The organism is Bradyrhizobium sp. SZCCT0231 (assembly GCF_018130245.1).
Lineage (GTDB): Bacteria > Pseudomonadota > Alphaproteobacteria > Rhizobiales > Xanthobacteraceae > Bradyrhizobium > Bradyrhizobium japonicum_F.
In genome coordinates, this window is record NZ_JAFCKP010000019.1 from 66681 (window position 1) to 86040 (window position 19360).

A 19360-nucleotide genomic window follows, 5' to 3' on the forward strand; every position below is an offset into this window, starting at 1 on the left:
CGTGTTCGCGTTTGTGAACACCTGCCCGAGAAAGCAAGCACTTAAAGCCCGATTCCTGACGAGGGATCGGCAACAGGAGAGAAGGCCGTGGCCCGTATTGCCGGCGTGAACATTCCCACCAACAAGCGCGTGCTGATCGCGCTCCAGTACATCCATGGCATCGGCGCGAAGATCGCCGGCGAGATCATGGAGAAGGTGAAGATCCCCGAGGACCGTCGCGTCAATCAGCTCAGCGACGCCGAAGTGCTCCAGATCCGCGAAGTCATCGACCGCGACTATCTCGTCGAGGGCGACCTGCGTCGTGAGGTCGGCATCAACATCAAGCGTCTGATGGACCTCGGCTGCTATCGCGGCCTGCGTCATCGTCGTGGTCTGCCGGTGCGAGGTCAGCGCACCCACACCAATGCGCGCACGCGCAAGGGCCCGGCCAAGGCCATCGCCGGCAAGAAGAAGTAAACTCGCGAATCGGGAATGGCGAATGGCGAGTAGGGATTTTCCCTATTCGCCATTCGCTACTCGCTATTCGCTTCCACAGGTGTAGCCGCTGGCATTACGGCGGCGTTTGAGATCTTCAGGAAAGGGACTCAATGGGCAAGGAAGCCACCCGCGTTCGTCGTCGTGAGCGCAAGAACATCGCCTCCGGCGTCGCGCATGTGAACTCGTCGTTCAACAACACGACCATCACCATCACCGACGCACAGGGCAACACGATTGCCTGGTCCTCGGCCGGCACGATGGGCTTCAAGGGTTCGCGCAAGTCGACCCCGTACGCCGCGCAGGTCGCCGCCGAGGATGTGTCCAAGAAGGCGCAGGAGCACGGCATGCGCACGCTGGAAGTCGAGGTCGCCGGCCCCGGTTCGGGTCGCGAATCGGCGCTCCGTGCGCTCCAGGCCGCAGGCTTCACCGTCACCTCGATCCGCGATGTGACCACGATCCCGCACAACGGTTGCCGTCCGCGCAAGCGTCGTCGCGTTTGATTTCTACCAGTTGCGGGCGCGTCGGCGCCCGCAGCGACTTTGCAAGAAGCCGCGGGTGCGACCTGCGGCCTTTCTCCAACGCCAGTATTTGAACTGTCAAATTGACTGGCCTGTATGGGTGAAACAGTGACGATCCAGAAAAATTGGCAAGAACTGATTCGGCCGAACAAGCTCCAGGTCACGCCCGGCAGCGATCCCTCGCGTTTCGCGACCATCGTCGCCGAGCCGCTCGAGCGTGGTTTCGGCCAAACCCTCGGCAATGCGCTGCGCCGCATCCTGCTCTCCTCGCTCCAGGGCGCGGCGGTGCAGTCGGTGCACATCGACGGCGTGCTGCACGAGTTCTCCTCGATCGCGGGCGTCCGTGAGGACGTCACCGACATCGTGCTGAACATCAAGGACATCTCGATCAAGATGCAGGGCGAAGGCCCCAAGCGCATGGTCGTGAAGAAGCAGGGTCCGGGCGTCGTCACTGCCGGCGACATCCAGACCGTCGGCGATGTGGTCGTGCTCAACCCCGATCTGCAGATCTGCACCCTCGACGAGGGCGCCGAGATCCGCATGGAGTTCACGGTCTCGACCGGCAAGGGCTACGTGCCCGCCGAGCGCAACCGTCCCGAGGACGCGCCGATCGGCCTGATCCCGGTCGACAGTCTGTACTCGCCGGTCCGCAAGGTCTCCTACAAGGTCGAGAACACCCGCGAGGGCCAGATCCTCGACTACGACAAGCTGACCATGACGATCGAGACCAACGGCGCGATCACGCCGGATGACTCGGTGGCCTATGCCGCCCGCATCCTGCAGGATCAGCTCAACGTGTTCGTCAACTTCGAAGAGCCGCGCAAGGAAGTCGCCCAGGAGATCATCCCGGACCTCGCCTTCAACCCGGCCTTCCTCAAGAAGGTGGACGAGCTCGAGCTGTCGGTGCGTTCGGCCAACTGCCTGAAGAACGACAACATCGTCTACATCGGCGACCTCGTGCAGAAGAGCGAAGCCGAAATGCTCCGTACCCCGAACTTCGGCCGCAAGTCGCTGAACGAGATCAAGGAAGTGCTGGCCCAGATGGGTCTGCACCTCGGCATGGAAGTGCCGGGTTGGCCGCCGGAGAACATCGACGAGCTCGCCAAGCGCTTCGAGGATCACTACTGAGCGAGTTGGGAGTGGCGAATAGCGAATAGGAAGATCATCCATTCGCTACTCGCCATTCGCTATTCGCGGCCTAGGGCGAACGCAGGAAGCCCACCTGAAGACCAGTCGCTGAACCACCGCGACACAATCGAAGAAGGACTACACACATGCGTCACGGCAAGGTTCATCGGAAGCTCAACCGCACGGCCGAGCACCGCCGCGCGATGTTCGCCAACATGGCGGCCGCGCTGATCAAGCACGAGCAGATCGTCACCACGCTGCCCAAGGCCAAGGAGCTTCGCCCGATCGTCGAGAAGCTCGTCACCCTCGGCAAGAAGGGCGGCCTGTCGCTGCGCCGTCAGGCCATCTCCGAGCTGCGCGACGTCGACATGGTCAAGAAGCTCTTCGACACGCTCGCGACCCGCTACAAGGACCGCCAGGGCGGCTACACCCGCATCATCAAGGCCGGCTTCCGCTACGGCGACAACGCCGCGATGGCCGTGATCGAGTTCGTCGATCGCGACGTCGATGCCAAGGGCCAGGACTCCGGCCCGGTGCAGGAAAAGGAAGCCGAGGCGGCGTAAGCTGCTCGGCATGAAGTTTCAAAAGCGGCGCCTTCGGCGCCGCTTTTTTGCTGCGTAGGAACGGTAGGGTGGGCAAAGGCGCGCTCTTCGCGCGCCGTGCCCACCATTCAGTCCACAAGCCGCGCCAAGATGGTGGGCACGCTTCCGCCTTCGCTCTTCGGGCTACGGCGGACAAGTCGCTTTGCCGCCCTACAATCCTCACGCGTCAGTGAGCCCTGATTGCAGCTGAGGGAGCCGCTTCCGATATCTCCATCCACATCCATGGAGATATCGCATGAACATCGACCTTTCCGGAAAGACCGCCCTCGTGACCGGCTCGACCGCCGGCATCGGCCACGCCATCGCCAAGGGCCTCGCCGGCTCGGGCGCGAGCGTCGTGATCAACGGCCGCGGCCAGGACAAGGTCGATGCGGCGGTACGCAAGCTGGAAGGGACGGGCGCCAAGGTCCGTGGCATCGCGGCCGACGTCTCGACCGCCGCAGGCTGCAAGGCACTCGTTGCGGCGCTGCCCGAGATCGACATCCTCATCAACAATGCCGGCATCTTCGAGCCCAAGGACTTCTTCGATATCCCGGACGAGGACTGGAGCCGCTTCTTCGAGGTCAATGTGATGAGCGGCGTGCGGCTGTCGCGTGCGTACATGAAAGGCATGCTCGCGCGCAACTGGGGCCGCATCGTCTTCATCTCCTCGGAGTCCGGCCTCAATATTCCCGTCGAGATGATCCACTACGGCATGACCAAGACGGCGCAGCTTTCTGTCGCGCGCGGCTTGGCGCAGCTCACCCGCGGCACCGGCGTCACCGTCAACTCCGTGCTGCCGGGCCCGACCATGTCGGAGGGCGTCGAGACGTTCGTCAAGGATCTCGCCAAGCAGAACGGCCAGTCCGTGGACGAGGCCGCGGCGAATTTCGTTAGGCAGCATCGCCCGAGCTCGCTGATCCAGCGTTTTGCGAGCGTCGACGAGATCGCCAATATGGTTGTTTACGTTGCGTCGAAGGAAGCCTCCGCCACCAACGGTGCGGCGCTGCGTGCGGAAGGTGGCATCGTCAACACGATCGCGTAAGAGCCGCCTATGACCGCTTATGTGATTTCCGAAGTCGAGATGCGCGATCTCGAGGGATTTGAAGCCTATCGCGCGCTCGCCGCGAAGACGATCGCGCAGTTTGGCGGGCGCTATCTTGTCCGTGGCGGCAAGGCCGAGCTGGCGGAAGGCAACCTTCCGCCGAAGGCCATCGTCATCGTCGAATTCCCGTCGATGGCGAGGCTGAAGGAATGGTACGCCTCGCCGGAATATGCCGAGGCGTTGAAGCTGCGGCGGACAGCGCTGGAGCGGCGGCTGATGTTCGTTGAAGGGGTGCCGGTGCCGTAGGGTGGGCAAAGCGCAAGCGTGCCCACCACCTTGATTGCGCGTGTCGAGGAGATGGTGGGCACGGCGCAAGTGCCTTTGCCAACCCTACGAGGCCTTCGCCTACCACCCCTCCAGCACGATCTTGCCGCGCGACTTGCCGCTTTCCAGCAGCGCGTGCGCGCGCTTGAGGTTGGCGGCGTTGATCGTGCCGAAGGTCTGGTCGAGCGTGGTGCGCAACACGCCCTTGTCGATGAGGTCGGCCACATCATTGAGCAGATGATGCTGCGCGATCATGTCAGGCGTCTGGAACGAGGAGCGCGTGAACATCGATTCCCAGTGCACCGAGATCGCCTTGCCCTTGAACGTGCTCATAGCAAATTCCGGGGGATCGTCGATGAGGCCGAACCGGCCCTGGGGAGCCATGAGATCGGCGATCGCCTTGTAGTGCTGGTCGGTGAAGGTGAGGCTTGCGACCAGCGCGACCGGAGGCAGCTTCAATTTCTCGATCTGCTCCTTCATCGGCTTGCCGTGGTCGATCACCGCATGCGCGCCGAGATCGAGGCACCATTTCTGCGACTCCGGCCGCGTCGCGGTGGCAAGCACCGTCAGCCCGGTGAGGCGGCGCGCGAGCTGGATCAGGATCGAGCCGACGCCGCCGGCGCCGCCCGTGATCAGCAGCGTGCGTGGATCGACACTCTTGCCCGGCACTGCACCGAGACGGTCGAACAGCAGCTCCCAGGCGGTGATGGAGGTGAGGGGAAGGGCGGCTCCTTGCGCGAACGACAGGCTCTTCGGCTTGTTGCCGACGATGCGCTCGTCGACCAGGTGGAATTCGGCGTTGGTGCCCTGGCGCAGGATCGAGCCGGCGTAGAATACCTCGTCGCCCGGCTTGAACAGCGTGACCTCAGGTCCGACCGCATCGACCACTCCAGCCGCATCATAGCCCAAAATCTTCGTCTCACCCTCGGGCGGGGCGGCGCGCTTGCGCACCTTATAATCGACCGGGTTGGCCGAGATCGCCTTCACGGCGACGCGGATGTCGCGTCCTCCGGGCTCGGGCTTGGCGGTCTCGAAATCGATCAGTGACTCCGCATCCTCGATCGGGAGCGATTTCTTGTAGCCGACGGCCTTCATGGCGTGTCTCCATCAGATGGCGCGATAGCTTGTGATGTGCGCCTGGCCTGCTAACTGTCCCGCTGGCTCCGGTTTGGCAAGTACTGTAAATTTGGGGGATATAGTCCCTGTTTGGATACTATTGGGAAAACACGCATGAAACGGCGCAATTTTGCCCGTCGTCCGGGCTGCTCGGTCGAGGCGACGCTGGACCTGATCGACGGCAAGTGGAAGGGCGTGATCCTCTATCACCTGCAGAGCGGCACCCAGCGCTTCGGCGAATTGCGCCGCCGGATGCCCGGCATCACCCAGCGCATGCTGACGAAGCAGCTGCGCGCGCTGGAGGAAGACAAGCTCGTCATCCGCAAGGTCTATGCGGAGGTGCCGCCGCGCGTGGAGTATTGCCTGTCCGAGCTGGGCGAGAGCCTCAAGCCTGTGATCGACATCCTGAAGGCCTGGGGCGAGAGCCATCAGGAGCGGCTGTCCTGCGCGCCGCCACCCGTGGTCGTGAAGAAGAAGCGCGCGGCGTGAGTTCTGGAGACGCGGGCGCCGCATTCTCACAAGAGCAAGTTGTGGCGCGAGCTGGTAACTCCGAGGCCTCGTCAAACTCAATCCTGTGGCTATGGGTCCCGGGTTCGCGCTGTCGCGCGCCCCGGGACGACGAGCGGGCCTAGAACGCGAACTGCGTGCGCATCGCCACCGCATCGAACTTCGAGCCGACATCGGCGGTCGAGATCGGCGAAGCCTGCCGCGACACCGTGCCGTGCAGATAGTCGAGCATGAAGCGCACGTTGCCGTTGACGTACCAGTTGAGCGCGAGGGTGTAGACCGTCTGCCGGCCGCCGGCGACGCCGCTCGCCGTTGCGAGCTGGTCGTTGAGGTCGATCGTCGAGAAGCGTCCTGCGATCTCCCACGCGCCCCAGCCGCCGCCGTCGAGCGAGAATGGATGCGCCGGCTTCACGCCGTGATAGGCCGCATTCGCCGCGTTGTAGGTGCGGCCCTCGCCGGTCAGCACGTAGCCCGCCTGCGCGTAGCCACCCTGGAATTTCAGGCTCGGCGCGCCGACCAGCGGCACACCGGTGTTGGCCGTGCGGTCGACATTGTACCAGAAATACTCGCCCTGGACGATGAACGGCCCGTAGGTCGCCGCCGCTTCGACGCTGTAGACCTGCGCGCCGGAGGTGTTGGCGATAGCGCCGGTCGAGATCAGCGCCGTTGGATCGAGCCGCAGTTCGGGGCGATCGCTGAGGGTCACCGTCTGCGTATTGGCGATCAGATTGCGCGGCGGCTGGATCAACCATTGCGCATCGGCGCCGATATGCACCGAATAGTCCTTGCCGCTGATGGGATTGCCGGCCACGCGCGCCACGGCGCCATATTGCTCGCTGGTGCCGGCCGGTGCCGCGCTCGAGGCGGAATGGATCGCGCCGGTCGAGGGCCCCGTGACGTAGCCGCCGATCCAGAGCTGGTCGTTGAACCAGCGCGCACCGGCTGCGGAACGGAAGTCACCGGCGGCGATGTTGGTCGCGATCACGGCGGGCGAGGCGCGCTCCATGAACATGATGTCGTTTGAACTCGTCGCTTCGTCGAGCGTGTATGGCAGATCCATGATGCCGGCCTCGATCGCCATCTTGCCGCCGAACGGCTTCAGGCCGGTGTAGCTGAGATAGGCGTTCTCGACGCCGGAAACGCCGCCGCCCGGTAGCGATCCCGGCGCGGCACCGCCGAATCCGTCCGACGAGCCGCCGAAATCGTAGATCAGCGCGAAGTTCCAGTCGTTGAAGAACTTGCCCGCAACACCGATGCGCGCGCGGCGGACGTTCTGGCCGCTGTCGAGCTTCTGCGGCGCGGTGGCCGCGGTGTTGGGACGATAGTCATAGCCGCCGACATCCCACTGCAGGCGGCTGGTGATGGCGACGCAGTTGGCCTGGTCGGCGGTGCAGATCGTCGGCCGGTTGTTCGGCATCGTCACGACGACGCCGGATGCCGGCGCCGGTCCCTTGAGCGGGACCGCCGCATGGGCGTTGGCCACCGCGGCCTTTGCCTCCGAGCGCGCCTCGGCCTTGGCCTCAGCCTTGGCTTCGGCTTTCGCCTTTGCCGTCGCCGCCGTGTTCGCCGCGGTCTGGCTCTGGAGCTTGTCGAGCTTCTGCTCGAGCAACTTCAACTGCTGCTTGAGGAGCGCGATCTCCTGCTCGCTGCTGCTTGCCGATTGGGCCTGAGCCTGCGAGGCCGCCAGCGCACCGGCGAGACCAATCGCGGTGGCTGCAATTCTTGTCCTGCTCACGTTACGCCTCCATCGTTTGACTGATTTCCCCAAGTCGCGTTTCCCCAAGTCGCATTTCCCCAAGTCGCGAACGGAGAGCCTAGGTGTGATCGATGACTGCCCCGCGACGCTGCGCCCGGTTGCGTGGGTTCCCGCTGATGCAAATTCGCCGCAACCGAATCCGCTTCACACCACCATGCAAGAATGACGCGCATCATGCCAATCTGCCGTCCGGGCAAATTGCCGATTCGCACGGTCCGCTTGCATGCCGGACGCACCGGGGAAGGGGCCGAATATTGCCGGCTGGCGCCCTTCTATTGAGGGGCGAACGCGCCTATATTCCGGCGTCTTTTCCAAGAGGTAGGAATGTTTCGAGCGACCTGGACTGCCGCCGTCACGGCATTGTGCATAGCCTTTTCGGCCCATTTCAATCCGGCCTCAGCGCAGGACCGCCGCGTCCCGTCGTCGCCGGCCGAGCTGCGGCTGTCCTATGCGCCGATCGTGCAGCGGGTGCAGCCGGCGGTCGTCAACGTCTACGCCGCCAAGGTGGTGCAGAACCGCAATCCGCTGCTGGACGACCCGATCTTCCGCCGCTTCTTCGGCGTGCCGGGCCAGCAGCCCGAGCAGATGCAGCGTTCGCTCGGCTCCGGAGTCATCGTCGATGCCTCCGGCCTCGTCGTCACCAACGTGCACGTCATCGAAGGCGCGGACCAGGTGAAGGTGTCGCTGTCGGACAAGCGCGAGTTCGAGGCCGAGATCTTGCTCAAGGATTCCCGGACCGATCTCGCCGTGCTCCGTCTGAAGGACAGCAAGGAGAAATTCCCGACCCTCGACTTCACCAATTCCGACGAATTGCTCGTCGGCGACGTCGTGCTCGCTATCGGCAATCCTTTCGGCGTCGGCCAGACCGTGACCCACGGCATCATCTCGGCGCTCGCGCGTACGCAGGTCGGAATCACCGACTACCAGTTCTTCATCCAGACCGATGCGGCGATCAATCCCGGTAATTCCGGCGGCGCTCTGGTCGACATGAGCGGCAAGCTCGCCGGCATCAACACGGCGATCTATTCGCGCTCCGGCGGCTCGCAAGGAATCGGCTTTGCGATTCCCGCCAACATGGTGCGCGTCGTCGTCGCCTCCGCCAAGAGCGGCGGCAAGGCGGTGAAGCGGCCATGGCTCGGGGCAAAATTGCAGGCGGTGACGCCGGAGATCGCGGAAAGCCTCGGCCTGCGCTCGCCGACCGGTGCGCTGGTCGCAAGCGTGGTGCCGAATGGCCCCGCAGCGAAGGCCGGCCTGAAGTCCTCCGACCTCATCACCGGGATCGACGGCCAGACCGTGGATGATCCCAACGCTTTCGACTACCGCTTCGCGACCCGTCCGCTCGGCGGCGCCGCGCAGATCGACGTGCAGCGCGGCAGCAAGCCGGTCAAGCTCACGATCGCGCTCGAGACCGCGCCCGACACCGGACGCAACGAACTCGTCGTCACCGCACGCTCGCCGTTCCAGGGCGCGAAGGTTTCGACCATCACGCCGGCGGTCGCTGACGAGCTGCATCTGGATGCCGACGCCGAAGGCGTCGTGATCACCGATATCGGCGGCGATACCGCGGCCGCGAATGTCGGCTTCCAGAAGGGCGACATCATCCTGGCCGTCAACAACCAGAAGATCAGCAGGACCGGCGACCTCGAGAAGGCCGCAGGCGAGCGGCCGCGGATCTGGCGCATCACGCTGGTGCGCGGCGGCCAGCAGATCAACGTCACGCTGGGCGGATGAGTCCGAAGCGACCACAGGAGACGCCAACTCTCTTCGCCGCGGCGGGGCTCGATCACGAGGCTCCGCATCCGCTGCCGGACCGGCTGCGCCCGCGCGCGCTGTCGGAGGTCGTTGGCCAGGATCACATTCTCGGCCCCGACGGGGCGCTGACGCGCATGCTGGAGACGCGCACGCTGGGCTCGCTGGTGTTCTGGGGACCGCCCGGCACCGGCAAGACCACAGTGGCGCGGCTGCTGGCGGACGCGACGGATCTGCATTTCGAGCAGATTTCGGCCGTGTTCTCCGGCGTCGCCGATTTGAAGAAGGCGTTCGATGCCGCGCGCGCCCGCCGCGAGATGGGCAAGGGCACGCTGCTGTTCGTCGATGAGGTGCATCGCTTCAACCGCGCCCAGCAGGATTCGTTTTTGCCGGTGATGGAAGACGGCACCGTCGTCTTGGTCGGCGCCACCACCGAGAATCCATCCTTCGAGCTCAACGCGGCGCTTCTGTCCCGCGCGCGCGTGCTGGTGTTTCGTTCGCTCGATGCCGCCGCGATCGAAAAGCTGTTCGCGCATGCTGAAGCCGTCGAGGGCAAGAAGCTGCCGCTCGATGCCGAGGCGCGTGCGGTGCTGGTGCGCATGGCTGACGGCGATGGCCGCGCCTCGCTGACGCTTGCCGAAGAGGTCTGGCGTTCGGCGCGGGCGGACGAGATTTTCAATGCCGCGCAGTTGCAGGACATCCTGCAACGCCGCGCGCCGATCTACGACAAGTCGGCCGATGGGCATTACAACCTGATCTCGGCGCTGCATAAGTCGGTGCGCGGCTCCGATCCCGATGCCGCGCTGTATTACCTCGCGCGCATGCTGGACGCTGGCGAGGACCCGCTGTTCCTGGCCCGCCGCGTCGTGCGCATGGCGGTCGAGGACATCGGGCTTGCCGATCCGCAGGCGCTCGTCATCGCCAATGCCGCCAAGGACGCCTTCGACTTCCTCGGCCATCCCGAAGGCGAGCTCGCGATTGCGCAGGCCGTGGTCTATCTCGCCACCGCGCCGAAATCGAACGCGGTCTACACCGCCTTCGGCACGGCGATGCAGGTGGCAAAGCAAGCCGGCTCGCTGCTGCCGCCAAAGCACATCCTCAATTCCCCGACCAAGCTGATGAAGTCGGAAGGTTACGGCGCGGCTTACGAATACGACCACGACGCCCCCGATGCCTTCTCCGGCCAGGACTACTTCCCGGAAGCCCTGGGCCGCCGGACCTTCTACGACCCGCCCGAGCGCGGTTTCGAGCGTGAGATCAGGAAGCGGCTGGATTACTGGGCCAAGCTGCGCAAGGAGCGAGGCGGGAAATAGGCTCTGCGGCTCCAAACGAAGGCTTGCATTTGCGTGTCAAAAATGACACATGAATGCAGCCGAATGATCGATCGCACGAAGAAGCTTCCCGCGAGATTCTACGTCAGCTCGACAGGTCGAAATCCTGTTCGCGAGTGGATATTGGAATTGCCTTCCGAAGATCGACGAACAGTCGGGAAGGATATTCAGAAAGTCGAATTCGGTTGGCCGATAGGACGCCCGCATTGCGCTCCGCTGGGAGATGGATTGTGGGAGGTTCGGAGTGATCTCGACAGCAACCGCATCGCGCGAGTGATCTTCTGTCTTAAAGGCGGTCAGATGATCCTGCTTCACGGCTTCATCAAGAAGACGCAGAAGGCGCCAAGGCAGGATATCGACCTTGCGCTGAAGCGCAGACGAGAGGTGATGTAATGGCGAAGAGAAAAGCGCGTGTGAGCGATGAGACGTTCGACGAGTTTCTTGCTAACCAAGGCATACTTGGTGCTTGTGAGGAGCGCGCCATCAAGGAACTCATCGCCGAGCAACTAACGGAAGCAATGAAGACGCAGGGAATTACAAAAACGGCGATGGCCGAACGTATGAAGACGAGTCGCCGTCAACTCGATCGCCTCCTCGATCCTGCTACACCTTCGGTGACGCTGGATACTTTACAGCGCGCCGCAAGCGCCGTCGGGCGTACCTTGCGGGTTGAGCTAGTATAACAAGACGAAAGCGTGGAAGAACCGCATGAGCCGCCGCATCAAGAGAATGAATCCAAAACCTCGCGATCGCGACGAGCGCAAGGAGGCGCGTCCGCATCAGGCGCGTAGCGCGTCAAAGGCCGGGCCGCGTCCGGGTGGCAAGCTCGGCAGTAAGCCTTCGCGCTTCGCGGGCGAGCGCCCACAGCGGCGTCCGCCCAAAGCTGCACAGGAAAGGTCTGCCCCGGAGAAACCCGTCGAGGCGCTGCTGCCGACCAAGGTGCAGACCGTCACCGTCACGGCCGACGAGAACAACATGCGCGTTGATCGTTTCCTGGAAGCGCGCTTTCCCGGCCTGTCGTTCTCCCACATCCAGCGTGTCGTGCGCAAAGGCGAGCTGCGCGTCGACGGCAAGCGCGTCGATAGCAAGGACCGGCTGGAAGAGGGACAGAGCGTCCGCATTCCGCCGCTGAAGCTCGACGCGCCGAAGGTGGTCGGCGAGCTTTCGGAAGCTGCGCAGAAGACGCTCAAGGCGCTGAAGGAGATGACGATCTTTGAGGACGACGACGTCCTCGTCCTGAACAAGCCCGCCGGCCTTGCCGTGCAGGGCGGCTCGGGCATGACGCGGCACATCGACCAGATGCTGGAGGTGATGCGCGACGCCAAGGGCCAGAAGCCGCGCCTCGTGCACCGCATCGACAGGGAAACGTCCGGCTGCCTCCTGATCGCCAAGACGCGCTTCGCCGCCTCGCATCTGACCGGCGCGTTCCGCTCGCGTTCGGCGCGAAAGGTCTATTGGGCTCTGGTACCGGGCCTGCCGAAGCCCAAGCAGGGCCGCATCTCGACCTTCCTGGCGAAGGATGAGGGCGAGGATGACACCATCATGCGCATCGCCCAGCATGGCGATGAGGGCGCGAGCCACGCAGTGACCTATTATGCAGTGGTCGAGACCGCCGGCAACAAGCTGACCTGGGTGTCGCTGAAGCCGGTGACGGGCCGCACCCACCAGCTGCGCGCCCACATGGCCCACATCGGCCACCCCATCGTCGGCGATCCCAAATATTTCAACATCGAGAACTGGCAGCTGCCAGGCGGCCTGCAAAACCGGCTGCATCTCTTGGCGCGCCGCATCGTCATTCCGCATCCGCGCGGCGGCGTGATCGATGCCACCGCGCCGTTGCCGCCACATATGCAGCAGTCGTGGAACCTGCTCGGGCTGGACGCAACCAGATTTGATCCGATCGAGAACGCGCCAGAGGAATAGTCAGGTTGAACGGGGGCGGGGCGGAGCACAACATATCGCCCATGAAACGGCTCTCGATCTGCCTCATGGTTTTGACCGCGCTGCTCACGGGGCAGCGGGCGCGGGCACAATATGTGCTGCCGGGCCCCTCGCAAGTCATTCCGCCGCCTTCGCCGCCACCGCCGCCGAAGATCGAGGTGCCGAAGGTTCCGCAATTCGACGCGCCGCCGCGCTACAACTACCAGCCGCTCCCGCGCAATTCGTTCAGCGATCGCGTCTCGAAGTGCCTCGACGACGCTGCTGCCGCAGGACTGGGGCCGGCCGATCGCGGCACTTATGCGCGCAGTTGCGCGAACTAGCAGCACCCATCGTCGTCCTGGCGAAGCCATGACGACACTGGTAATTTGGTTGACGACAAGGATCGAAACACCGACATGCGCGAATTGTTCGAAGAAGCTGCGGGGCAGCCCGCGCCGGATCCGCGGGAATCGGCGCGCGCATCCGCGCGCATGCCGCTGCGCAAACGCTTCTACAAGGAAGCCGGCGTCACCGAGGCCGAGGGCGGCTTCGCCATTACCCTCGACGGCAAGCCGATCCGTACGCCCTCCGGCCGCCAGGTGGTGATTCCTGCGCGCGCGCTCGCCGATGCGGTGGCTGCCGAATGGGCCGCGCAAGGCGAGGCGATCGATCCCGTGACCATGCCGCTGACGCGGATCGCCAACAGTGTGGTCGAGGGCGTGATCGACCGCGTCGAGCTCGTCAGCGACGACCTTGCAAAGTACTTCGAGACTGATCTCCTGTTCTATCGCGCCGGCCACCCCGAAGGACTGGTTGCCCGCGAGGCCGCGCATTGGGATCCCGTGCTGTTTTGGGCGGCGGAGACGCTGGGCGCGCATTTCATCCTGTCCGAGGGTGTCATGCATGTGAAGCAGCCGGATGAGGCGGTCGGGGCCGCGCGCGCCGCGCTGCCGCAGGATGCCTGGTCGGTCGCTGCCCTTCATGTGGTGACGACCCTGAGTGGTTCGGCGCTGCTGGCGCTGGCACTCGCCCATGGCGCGCAGGACGCCGGCCAGGTCTGGGCTGCCGCCCATGTCGATGAGGACTGGAACGCCGAGCAATGGGGCGTGGACGAGGAAGCAGCTGGCCGCCGGGCCATCCGCCTCAGGGATTTCGAGGCGGCCGTGGCGGTGCTGGCGGCCGTAAAGCCGCCCGCACCCGCAGGTCCTTAACGAGAGGTTTACGACGCAGCGTTACGGTAGCTGGCACCCCCAAAGGCCTCCGAGATGCCGACGCCGGTCACCTCCATTGTTCCCGTCAGCGCCGCAAGCCCCTTGGCTGATGCGGCGACACCCGATCTTGTGCTTCAAGCCGGCAGTGTCGTCGATGCCAGGGTCGTCAGCGTCCTCGCTGACAATCTGGTGCGGATCGCGATCGCAAATCTATCGCTCGACGTGATGTCGGAAGTCGCGCTGTCGCCCGGGCAGAATCTCCAGCTGGCGGTGTCGCAGAACGACGGGGCCATCCGCCTCGCCGTCGTGGGCGGGGCAGGCGAGGCGGCCGCCGACGTGGTCACGTTGACGCCGCGTGCGGCCTCGCTGGTGGAGAGCCCGCCGCTTGCGCCATCGGCTGGCGCAGCACGCAGCACGCTGACGCCTTCGGAGCAGGTCGCCGTCACGGTGGCTTCGGCCGAGGCCGTAACCAGGCAGGGCAGCCAGGCACCGCTGTTTGCCAATCTGGCCTCCGTCGTCACCGGCAGTGACCTGCCCGTAGGCTTGAAGCAGGCGGTGCTGGACGTGCTGGCGCAGCAGACGCCGCTCGACGCCGGGCTCGACGGCGGCGATATCGAATCGGCCTTCCAGAAATCAGGGCTTTTCCTCGAGGCTTCGCTCGCCGCGGGCGCGATGCCGTCGTCCGGCGCAAGGCCCGATTTGAAGGCGGCGCTGCTGGTGCTGCGCCAGGCACTGGCCACGATTGAGACCGCCGTGCCACCGACGCAAGGCGCCTTGATTCCAACCGGCGCCGCGGGGACACCGCAGGCCGGCATCGCACCGGCGGCAGCAGGCGGGACGGCGCAGGCGGCATCGGCCCAACAGCCGCAAATGCCGCGCAGCGCCAATCCCGCCGCTGCCGTGCTCGCCGATATCGCTGGCGGCGTTTCGCAGGCGGCGACATCACGGACCATGTCCGCAGGCCTTGCCGCGAGCCTGCTGCAAGAGGTCATGCAAAACCTGCCGCGCCTGACCGGCAACGTGCCCGGCTCCAACAAGGCCGTGCCGGATGGCCACATCTTCGAGGCCGGACACGCGACGCCCCCGCCATTCCGCGGTGCGCTGCCGGCGCCGCAGTCCATCGCCGCGCCATCGCTCGCGCCGGACACGCCGCTCGCTGCCACCGTGCATCGCCTGCTCGACGATACCGATGCCGCGATCGCGCGGCAGACGCTGTTGCAAGTTGCCTCGCTCCCCGATCGCACCGACGCCAGCGGGCACCGCATCGATCCGGCCGTGCCGCAGTGGAATTTCGAGATTCCGTTCGCGACCCGGCAGGGCACCGCGATGGCGCAGTTCGAGATCTCGCGCGATGGCGGCAACGAGTCCGCCGATCCCGCCCAGCGCGCCTGGCGCGCGCGCTTCTCGCTCAATGTCGAGCCGGCCGGTCCGGTACATGCGCTTATCACGCTGAACGGCGACAAGACCTTCGTACGGATGTGGGCAGAGCGGCCGGCGACGGCGCAGCAGCTTCGCGCCGGCGTCGGTGAGCTCAGCCAGGCATTGACGAGGGCCGAGCTCAGGCCCGGTGATATCGTGGTCCGCGACGGCACGCCGCCGCAACCAGCGCCTGCCCGCGCCGGCCACTTCCTGGATCGCGCGACATGAGCGATCCATCCAGGCTTGCGATCGCGCTGCATTACGAGAAGGGCTCTGGCGCGCCTGTCGTCGTCGCCAAGGGCAGGGGCACGATCGGCGAAAAGATCGTCGAGATCGCCAAGGTCCACGACATCCCGATCGAGGAGAACGAGGTTCTGGCCGGCGCACTGTCCAAGGTCGAGCTCGGTGAGGAGATCCCGCCGGATCTCTACAAAGCCGTCGCCGAGGTGCTGGTGTTCGTGCTGCGGCTGTCGGGACGGGGGCGGTGAAAACAACCTGTCATCGTTTCAACACTTAGCGGCTGCATGGTCGCGACCACTCTCATCAATATCGGATACCGCTCTTGCTCACCCGCCGTTCTACTCTTGGCCTGCTCGCCGCAGCCGCCACACTGCCATCACGTGCGTTCGCGCATGTCGCGCCGCCGCGCAACGAAATCCGTGAGAGTCTTGCAAAACGCTTCACCGATCTCGGTACGGCAGGCACCTTCGTCGGCTACAAGGTCGAGGACTATCTGATCGTCGCCAGCGACAAGGAGCGCTCGGGCGAGGGCAAGCTGCCGGCCTCGACCTTCAAGATTCCGAACTCGCTGATCGCGCTGGAGACCGGCGTGGTCGCTGACCCCGATAAGGACGTGTTTCCCTGGGACGGCGTCAAGCGTCCGATCGAGGCCTGGAACAAGGATCACACGCTACGCAGTGCGATCGCGGTCAGCGCGGTGCCGGTCTATCAGGAGATCGCGCGCCGCATCGGCCAGGAACGCATGCAGAAATATGTCGACGAGCTCGACTACGGCAATCGCGACATCGGCGGTGGCATCGACCAGTTCTGGCTCACGGGCGCTCTGCGCATCGATCCGGTCGAGCAGGTCGATTTCGTCGATCGGCTGCGCCGCCGTGCGCTGCCGATCTCAAAGCGCAGCCAGGATCTCGTTGCCGACATCCTGCCGGTGACCAAGGTCGGCGACAGCATAATCCGCGCCAAGTCGGGCCTCTTGGGCGCCGAGCGCGGCGAGCCGTCGCTCGGCTGGATGGTCGGCTGGGCCGAGAAAGGTGAGGCGCACACCGTGTTCGCGCTCAACATGGATTGTAAGGATCCGCGTCTCGTCGGCGAGCGCATGCCGCTGACACAGGCCTGCCTTGCCGAGATCGGCGCGATCTAACTCCAACGCCGTTGCCGCCTGACCTGGCTTGAAGAGCGCCTACAAGAACTCCTCCACGGCGCCGAGGGACGACCGTCGCGAGCATCTCGGCGATGCTTGCGTGATGCGCGGGCCAAGGTGTCGTGATCGCCGCCGTGCCGATTGGGCCCACGCCAAATTCGGCGCCAGCCCGTGAGCGCGAAGCAAGCCTGATCGGGCTGCCCGGTCAATCGGGCCGGAACACCGGATTTTGCGAGGTCGCGCGCCGGGTCAGGCGTCCTTTTGCCGCCCGATCCGGCCGAGATGGGTGAAGCCGAACCCGGCGGAATATTTCAGGCCGTAGCCGAGCGCCCGGTCGATGCCGATATGGGCGAGCCAGATCAAGGCAATGGACAAAGTGAGGGGCGAGGCGAGGCCGAAGCCCAGCGTCAGCAGCGCCACCGGCGCCATGTAGCTGTGGGCGGCGTTGTAGACCATCGCGCCGAACCTGGCGTCGGACAGGTATGCCAGGAAGCTCAGATCGGGCACGAAGAACAGCAGGGCAAACACCAGCCACGACCCGTCCCAGGCGGCGTAGAGCATCACCATCCCCACAAACAGGGTCAGGCCCTCGAGCCGCAGCAGGATGTTGACGCCGCCTGTCGCAGCGCCCGTCTCGGCCGTTCCTTCCGTCATGCTCGTCTCCCGGACAAAACTTTGTAATTCCTTGCGCTTTCCCGCTGCAACAGGGCAGCCCTGCGACGCCGAAAGCCGCTTCCCGGCCTGCAAAATGCCGTGTTAGAACCCCGCATCATTTAAGAACTGGCGGGAGCAAATGAAACACATCCTGGACGCCCTTGAAGATCGTCGTGCCGGCGCCAAGCTCGGCGGCGGGGAGAAGCGCATCGAGGCGCAGCACGCCCGCGGCAAGCTGACCGCGCGCGAGCGCATCGAGCTGCTGCTCGACAAGGGATCGTTCGAGGAGTTCGACATGTTCGTCGAGCACCGCTCCACCGAATTCGGCATGGAGAAGACCAAGGTGCCCGGCGACGGCGTCGTCACCGGCTGGGGCACCGTCAACGGCCGCAAGACCTTCGTCTTCGCCAAGGACTTTACGGTGTTCGGCGGTTCGCTCTCGGAAACCCACGCGCTCAAGATCACGAAGCTCCAGGACATGGCGATGAAGGCGCGGGCGCCCATCATCGGCCTCTATGACGCGGGCGGCGCCCGCATCCAGGAGGGTGTGGCGGCGCTCGCTGGCTATTCCTACGTATTCCGCCGCAACGTGCTGGCCTCGGGCGTGATTCCGCAGATCTCCGTCATCATGGGCCCCTGCGCCGGCGGCGACGTCTATTCGCCGGCGATGACCGACTTCATCTTCATGGTGAAGAACACCAGCTACATGTTCGTCACCGGCCCCGACGTGGTGAAGACCGTCACCAACGAGGTCGTCACCGCCGAAGAGCTCGGCGGTGCCTCGGTGCACGCCACGCGCTCCTCGATCGCCGACGGCGCCTTCGAGAACGACGTCGAGACGCTGCTGCAGATGCGGCGCCTGATCGACTTCCTGCCGTCGAACAATTCGGACGGCGTGCCGGAATGGCCGAGCTTCGATTCCATCGAGCGGGTCGACATGTCGCTCGACACGCTGATCCCCGACAATCCGAACAAGCCCTACGACATGAAGGAGCTGATCCTGAAGGTCGTGGACGAGGGGGACTTCTTCGAGATCGCGGAAGCCTTCGCCAAGAACATCGTCACCGGCTTCGGCCGCATCGCCGGGCGCACCGTGGGCTTCGTCGCCAACCAGCCGATGGTGCTGGCCGGCGTGCTCGACTCTGACGCTTCGCGCAAAGCGGCGCGCTTCGTTCGCTTCTGCGACGCCTTCAACATCCCGATCGTCACCTTCGTCGACGTGCCGGGCTTCCTGCCGGGCACCGCGCAGGAATATGGCGGCCTGATCAAGCACGGTGCAAAGCTGCTGTTCGCCTACTCGCAGTGCACCGTGCCGCTCGTCACCATCATCACCCGCAAGGCCTATGGCGGCGCCTTCGACGTCATGGCCTCCAAGGAGATCGGCGCCGACATGAATTACGCCTGGCCGACCGCCCAGATCGCGGTGATGGGCGCCAAGGGCGCGGTCGAGATCATCTTCCGCTCCGACATCGGCGACCCCGACAAGATCGCCGCGCGCACCAAGGAATACGAAGACCGCTTCCTGTCCCCCTTCATCGCCGCCGAGCGCGGTTATATCGACGACGTCATCATGCCGCACTCGACCCGCAAGCGCATCGCCCGGGCACTGGCGATGCTGAAGGACAAGAAGACGGAAATGCCGGCGAAGAAGCACGACAATTTGCCGTTGTGAGACATGGAGACGCCGGTGGCAATTTGGCGTCGACGATCAAGATCAGGGCGGCGCGCCAATGGGTCGTGTGACCTGATAATGGGCGTGTCGTTCGCAGTTCTGGCGATGGACATATCGTGCTTCGCGCAAGACAGCGAGATGACCGTTACCGCCAAGACGTCAGAAGAGGTCGTTATCGAAGGCTACGCCGACGCCGACAATACGTGCGCGCCGATCGAGCTTCCCCGGCTCTTGCTCATGAAGTCACCAGAACATGGGATCGTGTGTTATCGCATTGAGGATTTCGAGGTGGCGGGCGACTCTGGAAGCGATCGAGCTTGTATCGGGCGCTGGATCCGCGGCATAAGCGTCTTCTACCTGGCTCGATCTGGTTACAGCGGGCCGGATAATCTCCGATACGAAGCGATCACCGGTCGAAGGCGGGACCGAGTGACTGTTCGCGTCAGAGTCTTGCCCGACCCAGCAAACGCTTCCAATGCACCGGCCAACCCTGGTGCTTCTTCGCGCGAGCCGGCTATGTCGATTGGGCCTATCCCTTCGTGCGTCGTGCCAGTGTCCTAGCACTACTTTG

Annotated in this window: 21 protein-coding genes; 18 read left to right on the top strand and 3 right to left on the bottom strand. The window is 64.7% G+C overall.

Annotated elements, in window-relative coordinates:
• Positions 1-87: 87 nt before the first annotated feature.
• From rpsM to JQ566_RS30045, 6 genes are all read left to right on the top strand, one after another.
• Positions 88-456: a 30S ribosomal protein S13 gene (rpsM, locus tag JQ566_RS30020; protein ID WP_035709590.1), complete on the top strand. Its 369-nt coding sequence runs from the start codon at positions 88-90 to the stop codon at positions 454-456.
• A gap of 131 nt (positions 457-587) precedes the next feature.
• Positions 588-977: a 30S ribosomal protein S11 gene (gene rpsK, locus JQ566_RS30025; RefSeq protein WP_007603045.1), complete on the top strand. Its 390-nt coding sequence runs from the start codon at positions 588-590 to the stop codon at positions 975-977.
• A gap of 114 nt (positions 978-1091) precedes the next feature.
• On the top strand, positions 1092-2123 hold the full coding sequence (locus tag JQ566_RS30030; RefSeq protein WP_029674561.1) for a DNA-directed RNA polymerase subunit alpha: 1032 nt from the start codon (positions 1092-1094) through the stop codon (positions 2121-2123).
• A 146-nt stretch (positions 2124-2269) separates the two neighbouring features.
• Positions 2270-2686, top strand: coding sequence for a 50S ribosomal protein L17 (gene rplQ / locus JQ566_RS30035; protein ID WP_212379110.1), 417 nt, complete (start codon positions 2270-2272; stop codon positions 2684-2686).
• A 274-nt stretch (positions 2687-2960) separates the two neighbouring features.
• Positions 2961-3749 carry an SDR family NAD(P)-dependent oxidoreductase gene (locus tag JQ566_RS30040; protein ID WP_212379112.1) on the top strand — a complete coding sequence of 263 codons (789 nt, stop codon included), beginning with the start codon at positions 2961-2963 and terminating at the stop codon, positions 3747-3749.
• A gap of 9 nt (positions 3750-3758) precedes the next feature.
• The gene (locus JQ566_RS30045) at positions 3759-4055 is read left to right on the top strand and encodes a DUF1330 domain-containing protein (RefSeq protein ID WP_212379114.1); all 297 of its coding nucleotides are present in this window, start codon (positions 3759-3761) and stop codon (positions 4053-4055) included.
• A 99-nt stretch (positions 4056-4154) separates the two neighbouring features.
• On the opposite strand, the gene JQ566_RS30050 is transcribed toward JQ566_RS30045, so the two are convergent.
• Positions 4155-5168 (bottom strand): zinc-binding alcohol dehydrogenase family protein, encoded by a 1014-nt coding sequence (locus tag JQ566_RS30050; protein ID WP_212379115.1) that lies wholly within the window; start codon positions 5166-5168, stop codon positions 4155-4157.
• A 135-nt stretch (positions 5169-5303) separates the two neighbouring features.
• On the opposite strand from JQ566_RS30050, the gene JQ566_RS30055 reads away from it, so the two are divergent.
• The gene (locus JQ566_RS30055) at positions 5304-5678 is read left to right on the top strand and encodes a winged helix-turn-helix transcriptional regulator (protein ID WP_035709603.1); all 375 of its coding nucleotides are present in this window, start codon (positions 5304-5306) and stop codon (positions 5676-5678) included.
• A gap of 139 nt (positions 5679-5817) precedes the next feature.
• Here JQ566_RS30055 and JQ566_RS30060 read toward each other — a convergent pair whose 3' ends face one another.
• Complete coding sequence (locus JQ566_RS30060; RefSeq protein WP_212379117.1) at positions 5818-7431, bottom strand: OprO/OprP family phosphate-selective porin; 1614 nt, start codon at positions 7429-7431, stop codon at positions 5818-5820.
• A gap of 345 nt (positions 7432-7776) precedes the next feature.
• On the opposite strand from JQ566_RS30060, the gene JQ566_RS30065 reads away from it, so the two are divergent.
• The 10 genes from JQ566_RS30065 to blaOXA all read left to right on the top strand — a co-directional run bounded on the left by JQ566_RS30065 (position 7777) and on the right by blaOXA (position 16463).
• Positions 7777-9183, top strand: coding sequence for a DegQ family serine endoprotease (locus JQ566_RS30065; RefSeq protein WP_212379119.1), 1407 nt, complete (start codon positions 7777-7779; stop codon positions 9181-9183).
• Positions 9180-10514, top strand: coding sequence for a replication-associated recombination protein A (locus JQ566_RS30070; RefSeq protein ID WP_212379121.1), 1335 nt, complete (start codon positions 9180-9182; stop codon positions 10512-10514). The genes JQ566_RS30065 and JQ566_RS30070 overlap by 4 nt, the downstream gene beginning before the upstream one ends.
• A gap of 63 nt (positions 10515-10577) precedes the next feature.
• Complete coding sequence (locus tag JQ566_RS30075; RefSeq protein WP_212379123.1) at positions 10578-10925, top strand: type II toxin-antitoxin system RelE/ParE family toxin; 348 nt, start codon at positions 10578-10580, stop codon at positions 10923-10925.
• The gene (locus tag JQ566_RS30080) at positions 10925-11215 is read left to right on the top strand and encodes a helix-turn-helix domain-containing protein (RefSeq protein WP_212379125.1); all 291 of its coding nucleotides are present in this window, start codon (positions 10925-10927) and stop codon (positions 11213-11215) included. The genes JQ566_RS30075 and JQ566_RS30080 overlap by 1 nt, the downstream gene beginning before the upstream one ends.
• A 25-nt stretch (positions 11216-11240) precedes the next feature.
• On the top strand, positions 11241-12455 hold the full coding sequence (locus JQ566_RS30085) for an RluA family pseudouridine synthase (protein ID WP_212379127.1): 1215 nt from the start codon (positions 11241-11243) through the stop codon (positions 12453-12455).
• 41 nt (positions 12456-12496) lie between these two features.
• Positions 12497-12793: a hypothetical protein gene (locus tag JQ566_RS30090; protein ID WP_212379129.1), complete on the top strand. Its 297-nt coding sequence runs from the start codon at positions 12497-12499 to the stop codon at positions 12791-12793.
• A gap of 75 nt (positions 12794-12868) precedes the next feature.
• Positions 12869-13663: an ATP12 family chaperone protein gene (locus JQ566_RS30095; protein ID WP_212379131.1), complete on the top strand. Its 795-nt coding sequence runs from the start codon at positions 12869-12871 to the stop codon at positions 13661-13663.
• Positions 13664-13717: 54 nt separating this feature from the next.
• A complete protein-coding gene (gene fliK / locus JQ566_RS30100) occupies positions 13718-15310 on the top strand; it encodes a flagellar hook-length control protein FliK (RefSeq protein ID WP_212379133.1) in 1593 nt (530 codons plus the stop codon).
• Positions 15307-15570, top strand: a complete 264-nt coding sequence (locus JQ566_RS30105; protein ID WP_212379135.1) for an EscU/YscU/HrcU family type III secretion system export apparatus switch protein — start codon at positions 15307-15309, stop codon at positions 15568-15570. Before fliK ends, JQ566_RS30105 begins: the two co-directional genes overlap by 4 nt.
• Positions 15571-15644: 74 nt before the next feature.
• Positions 15645-16463 (top strand): class D beta-lactamase, encoded by an 819-nt coding sequence (gene blaOXA / locus JQ566_RS30110; RefSeq protein WP_212379137.1) that lies wholly within the window; start codon positions 15645-15647, stop codon positions 16461-16463.
• A gap of 249 nt (positions 16464-16712) precedes the next feature.
• Here the strand turns inward: blaOXA and JQ566_RS30115 are convergent, their stop codons facing one another.
• Complete coding sequence (locus tag JQ566_RS30115) at positions 16713-17117, bottom strand: DUF4260 domain-containing protein (protein ID WP_212379139.1); 405 nt, start codon at positions 17115-17117, stop codon at positions 16713-16715.
• A gap of 139 nt (positions 17118-17256) precedes the next feature.
• Between JQ566_RS30115 and JQ566_RS30120 the strand changes: the two genes are divergently transcribed.
• Positions 17257-18789, top strand: coding sequence for an acyl-CoA carboxylase subunit beta (locus JQ566_RS30120; protein WP_212379142.1), 1533 nt, complete (start codon positions 17257-17259; stop codon positions 18787-18789).
• Positions 18790-19360: the final 571 nt, after the last annotated feature.

What these genes read in the sequence shown, in the direction of transcription:
- rpsK (WP_007603045.1), top strand. Translation starts at nt 588, where the DNA reads ATGGGCAAGGAAGCCACCCGCGTTCGTCGTCGTGAGCGCAAGAACATC.
- JQ566_RS30030 (WP_029674561.1), top strand. Translation starts at nt 1,092, where the DNA reads ATGGGTGAAACAGTGACGATCCAGAAAAATTGGCAAGAACTGATTCGG.
- rplQ (WP_212379110.1), top strand. Translation starts at nt 2,270, where the DNA reads ATGCGTCACGGCAAGGTTCATCGGAAGCTCAACCGCACGGCCGAGCAC.
- JQ566_RS30040 (WP_212379112.1), top strand. Translation starts at nt 2,961, where the DNA reads ATGAACATCGACCTTTCCGGAAAGACCGCCCTCGTGACCGGCTCGACC.
- JQ566_RS30045 (WP_212379114.1), top strand. Translation starts at nt 3,759, where the DNA reads ATGACCGCTTATGTGATTTCCGAAGTCGAGATGCGCGATCTCGAGGGA.
- JQ566_RS30050 (WP_212379115.1), bottom strand. Translation starts at nt 5,168, where the DNA reads ATGAAGGCCGTCGGCTACAAGAAATCGCTCCCGATCGAGGATGCGGAG.
- JQ566_RS30055 (WP_035709603.1), top strand. Translation starts at nt 5,304, where the DNA reads ATGAAACGGCGCAATTTTGCCCGTCGTCCGGGCTGCTCGGTCGAGGCG.
- JQ566_RS30065 (WP_212379119.1), top strand. Translation starts at nt 7,777, where the DNA reads ATGTTTCGAGCGACCTGGACTGCCGCCGTCACGGCATTGTGCATAGCC.
- JQ566_RS30070 (WP_212379121.1), top strand. Translation starts at nt 9,180, where the DNA reads ATGAGTCCGAAGCGACCACAGGAGACGCCAACTCTCTTCGCCGCGGCG.
- JQ566_RS30075 (WP_212379123.1), top strand. Translation starts at nt 10,578, where the DNA reads ATGATCGATCGCACGAAGAAGCTTCCCGCGAGATTCTACGTCAGCTCG.
- JQ566_RS30080 (WP_212379125.1), top strand. Translation starts at nt 10,925, where the DNA reads ATGGCGAAGAGAAAAGCGCGTGTGAGCGATGAGACGTTCGACGAGTTT.
- JQ566_RS30085 (WP_212379127.1), top strand. Translation starts at nt 11,241, where the DNA reads ATGAGCCGCCGCATCAAGAGAATGAATCCAAAACCTCGCGATCGCGAC.
- JQ566_RS30090 (WP_212379129.1), top strand. Translation starts at nt 12,497, where the DNA reads ATGAAACGGCTCTCGATCTGCCTCATGGTTTTGACCGCGCTGCTCACG.
- JQ566_RS30095 (WP_212379131.1), top strand. Translation starts at nt 12,869, where the DNA reads ATGCGCGAATTGTTCGAAGAAGCTGCGGGGCAGCCCGCGCCGGATCCG.
- fliK (WP_212379133.1), top strand. Translation starts at nt 13,718, where the DNA reads ATGCCGACGCCGGTCACCTCCATTGTTCCCGTCAGCGCCGCAAGCCCC.
- JQ566_RS30105 (WP_212379135.1), top strand. Translation starts at nt 15,307, where the DNA reads ATGAGCGATCCATCCAGGCTTGCGATCGCGCTGCATTACGAGAAGGGC.
- JQ566_RS30115 (WP_212379139.1), bottom strand. Translation starts at nt 17,117, where the DNA reads ATGACGGAAGGAACGGCCGAGACGGGCGCTGCGACAGGCGGCGTCAAC.
- JQ566_RS30120 (WP_212379142.1), top strand. Translation starts at nt 17,257, where the DNA reads ATGAAACACATCCTGGACGCCCTTGAAGATCGTCGTGCCGGCGCCAAG.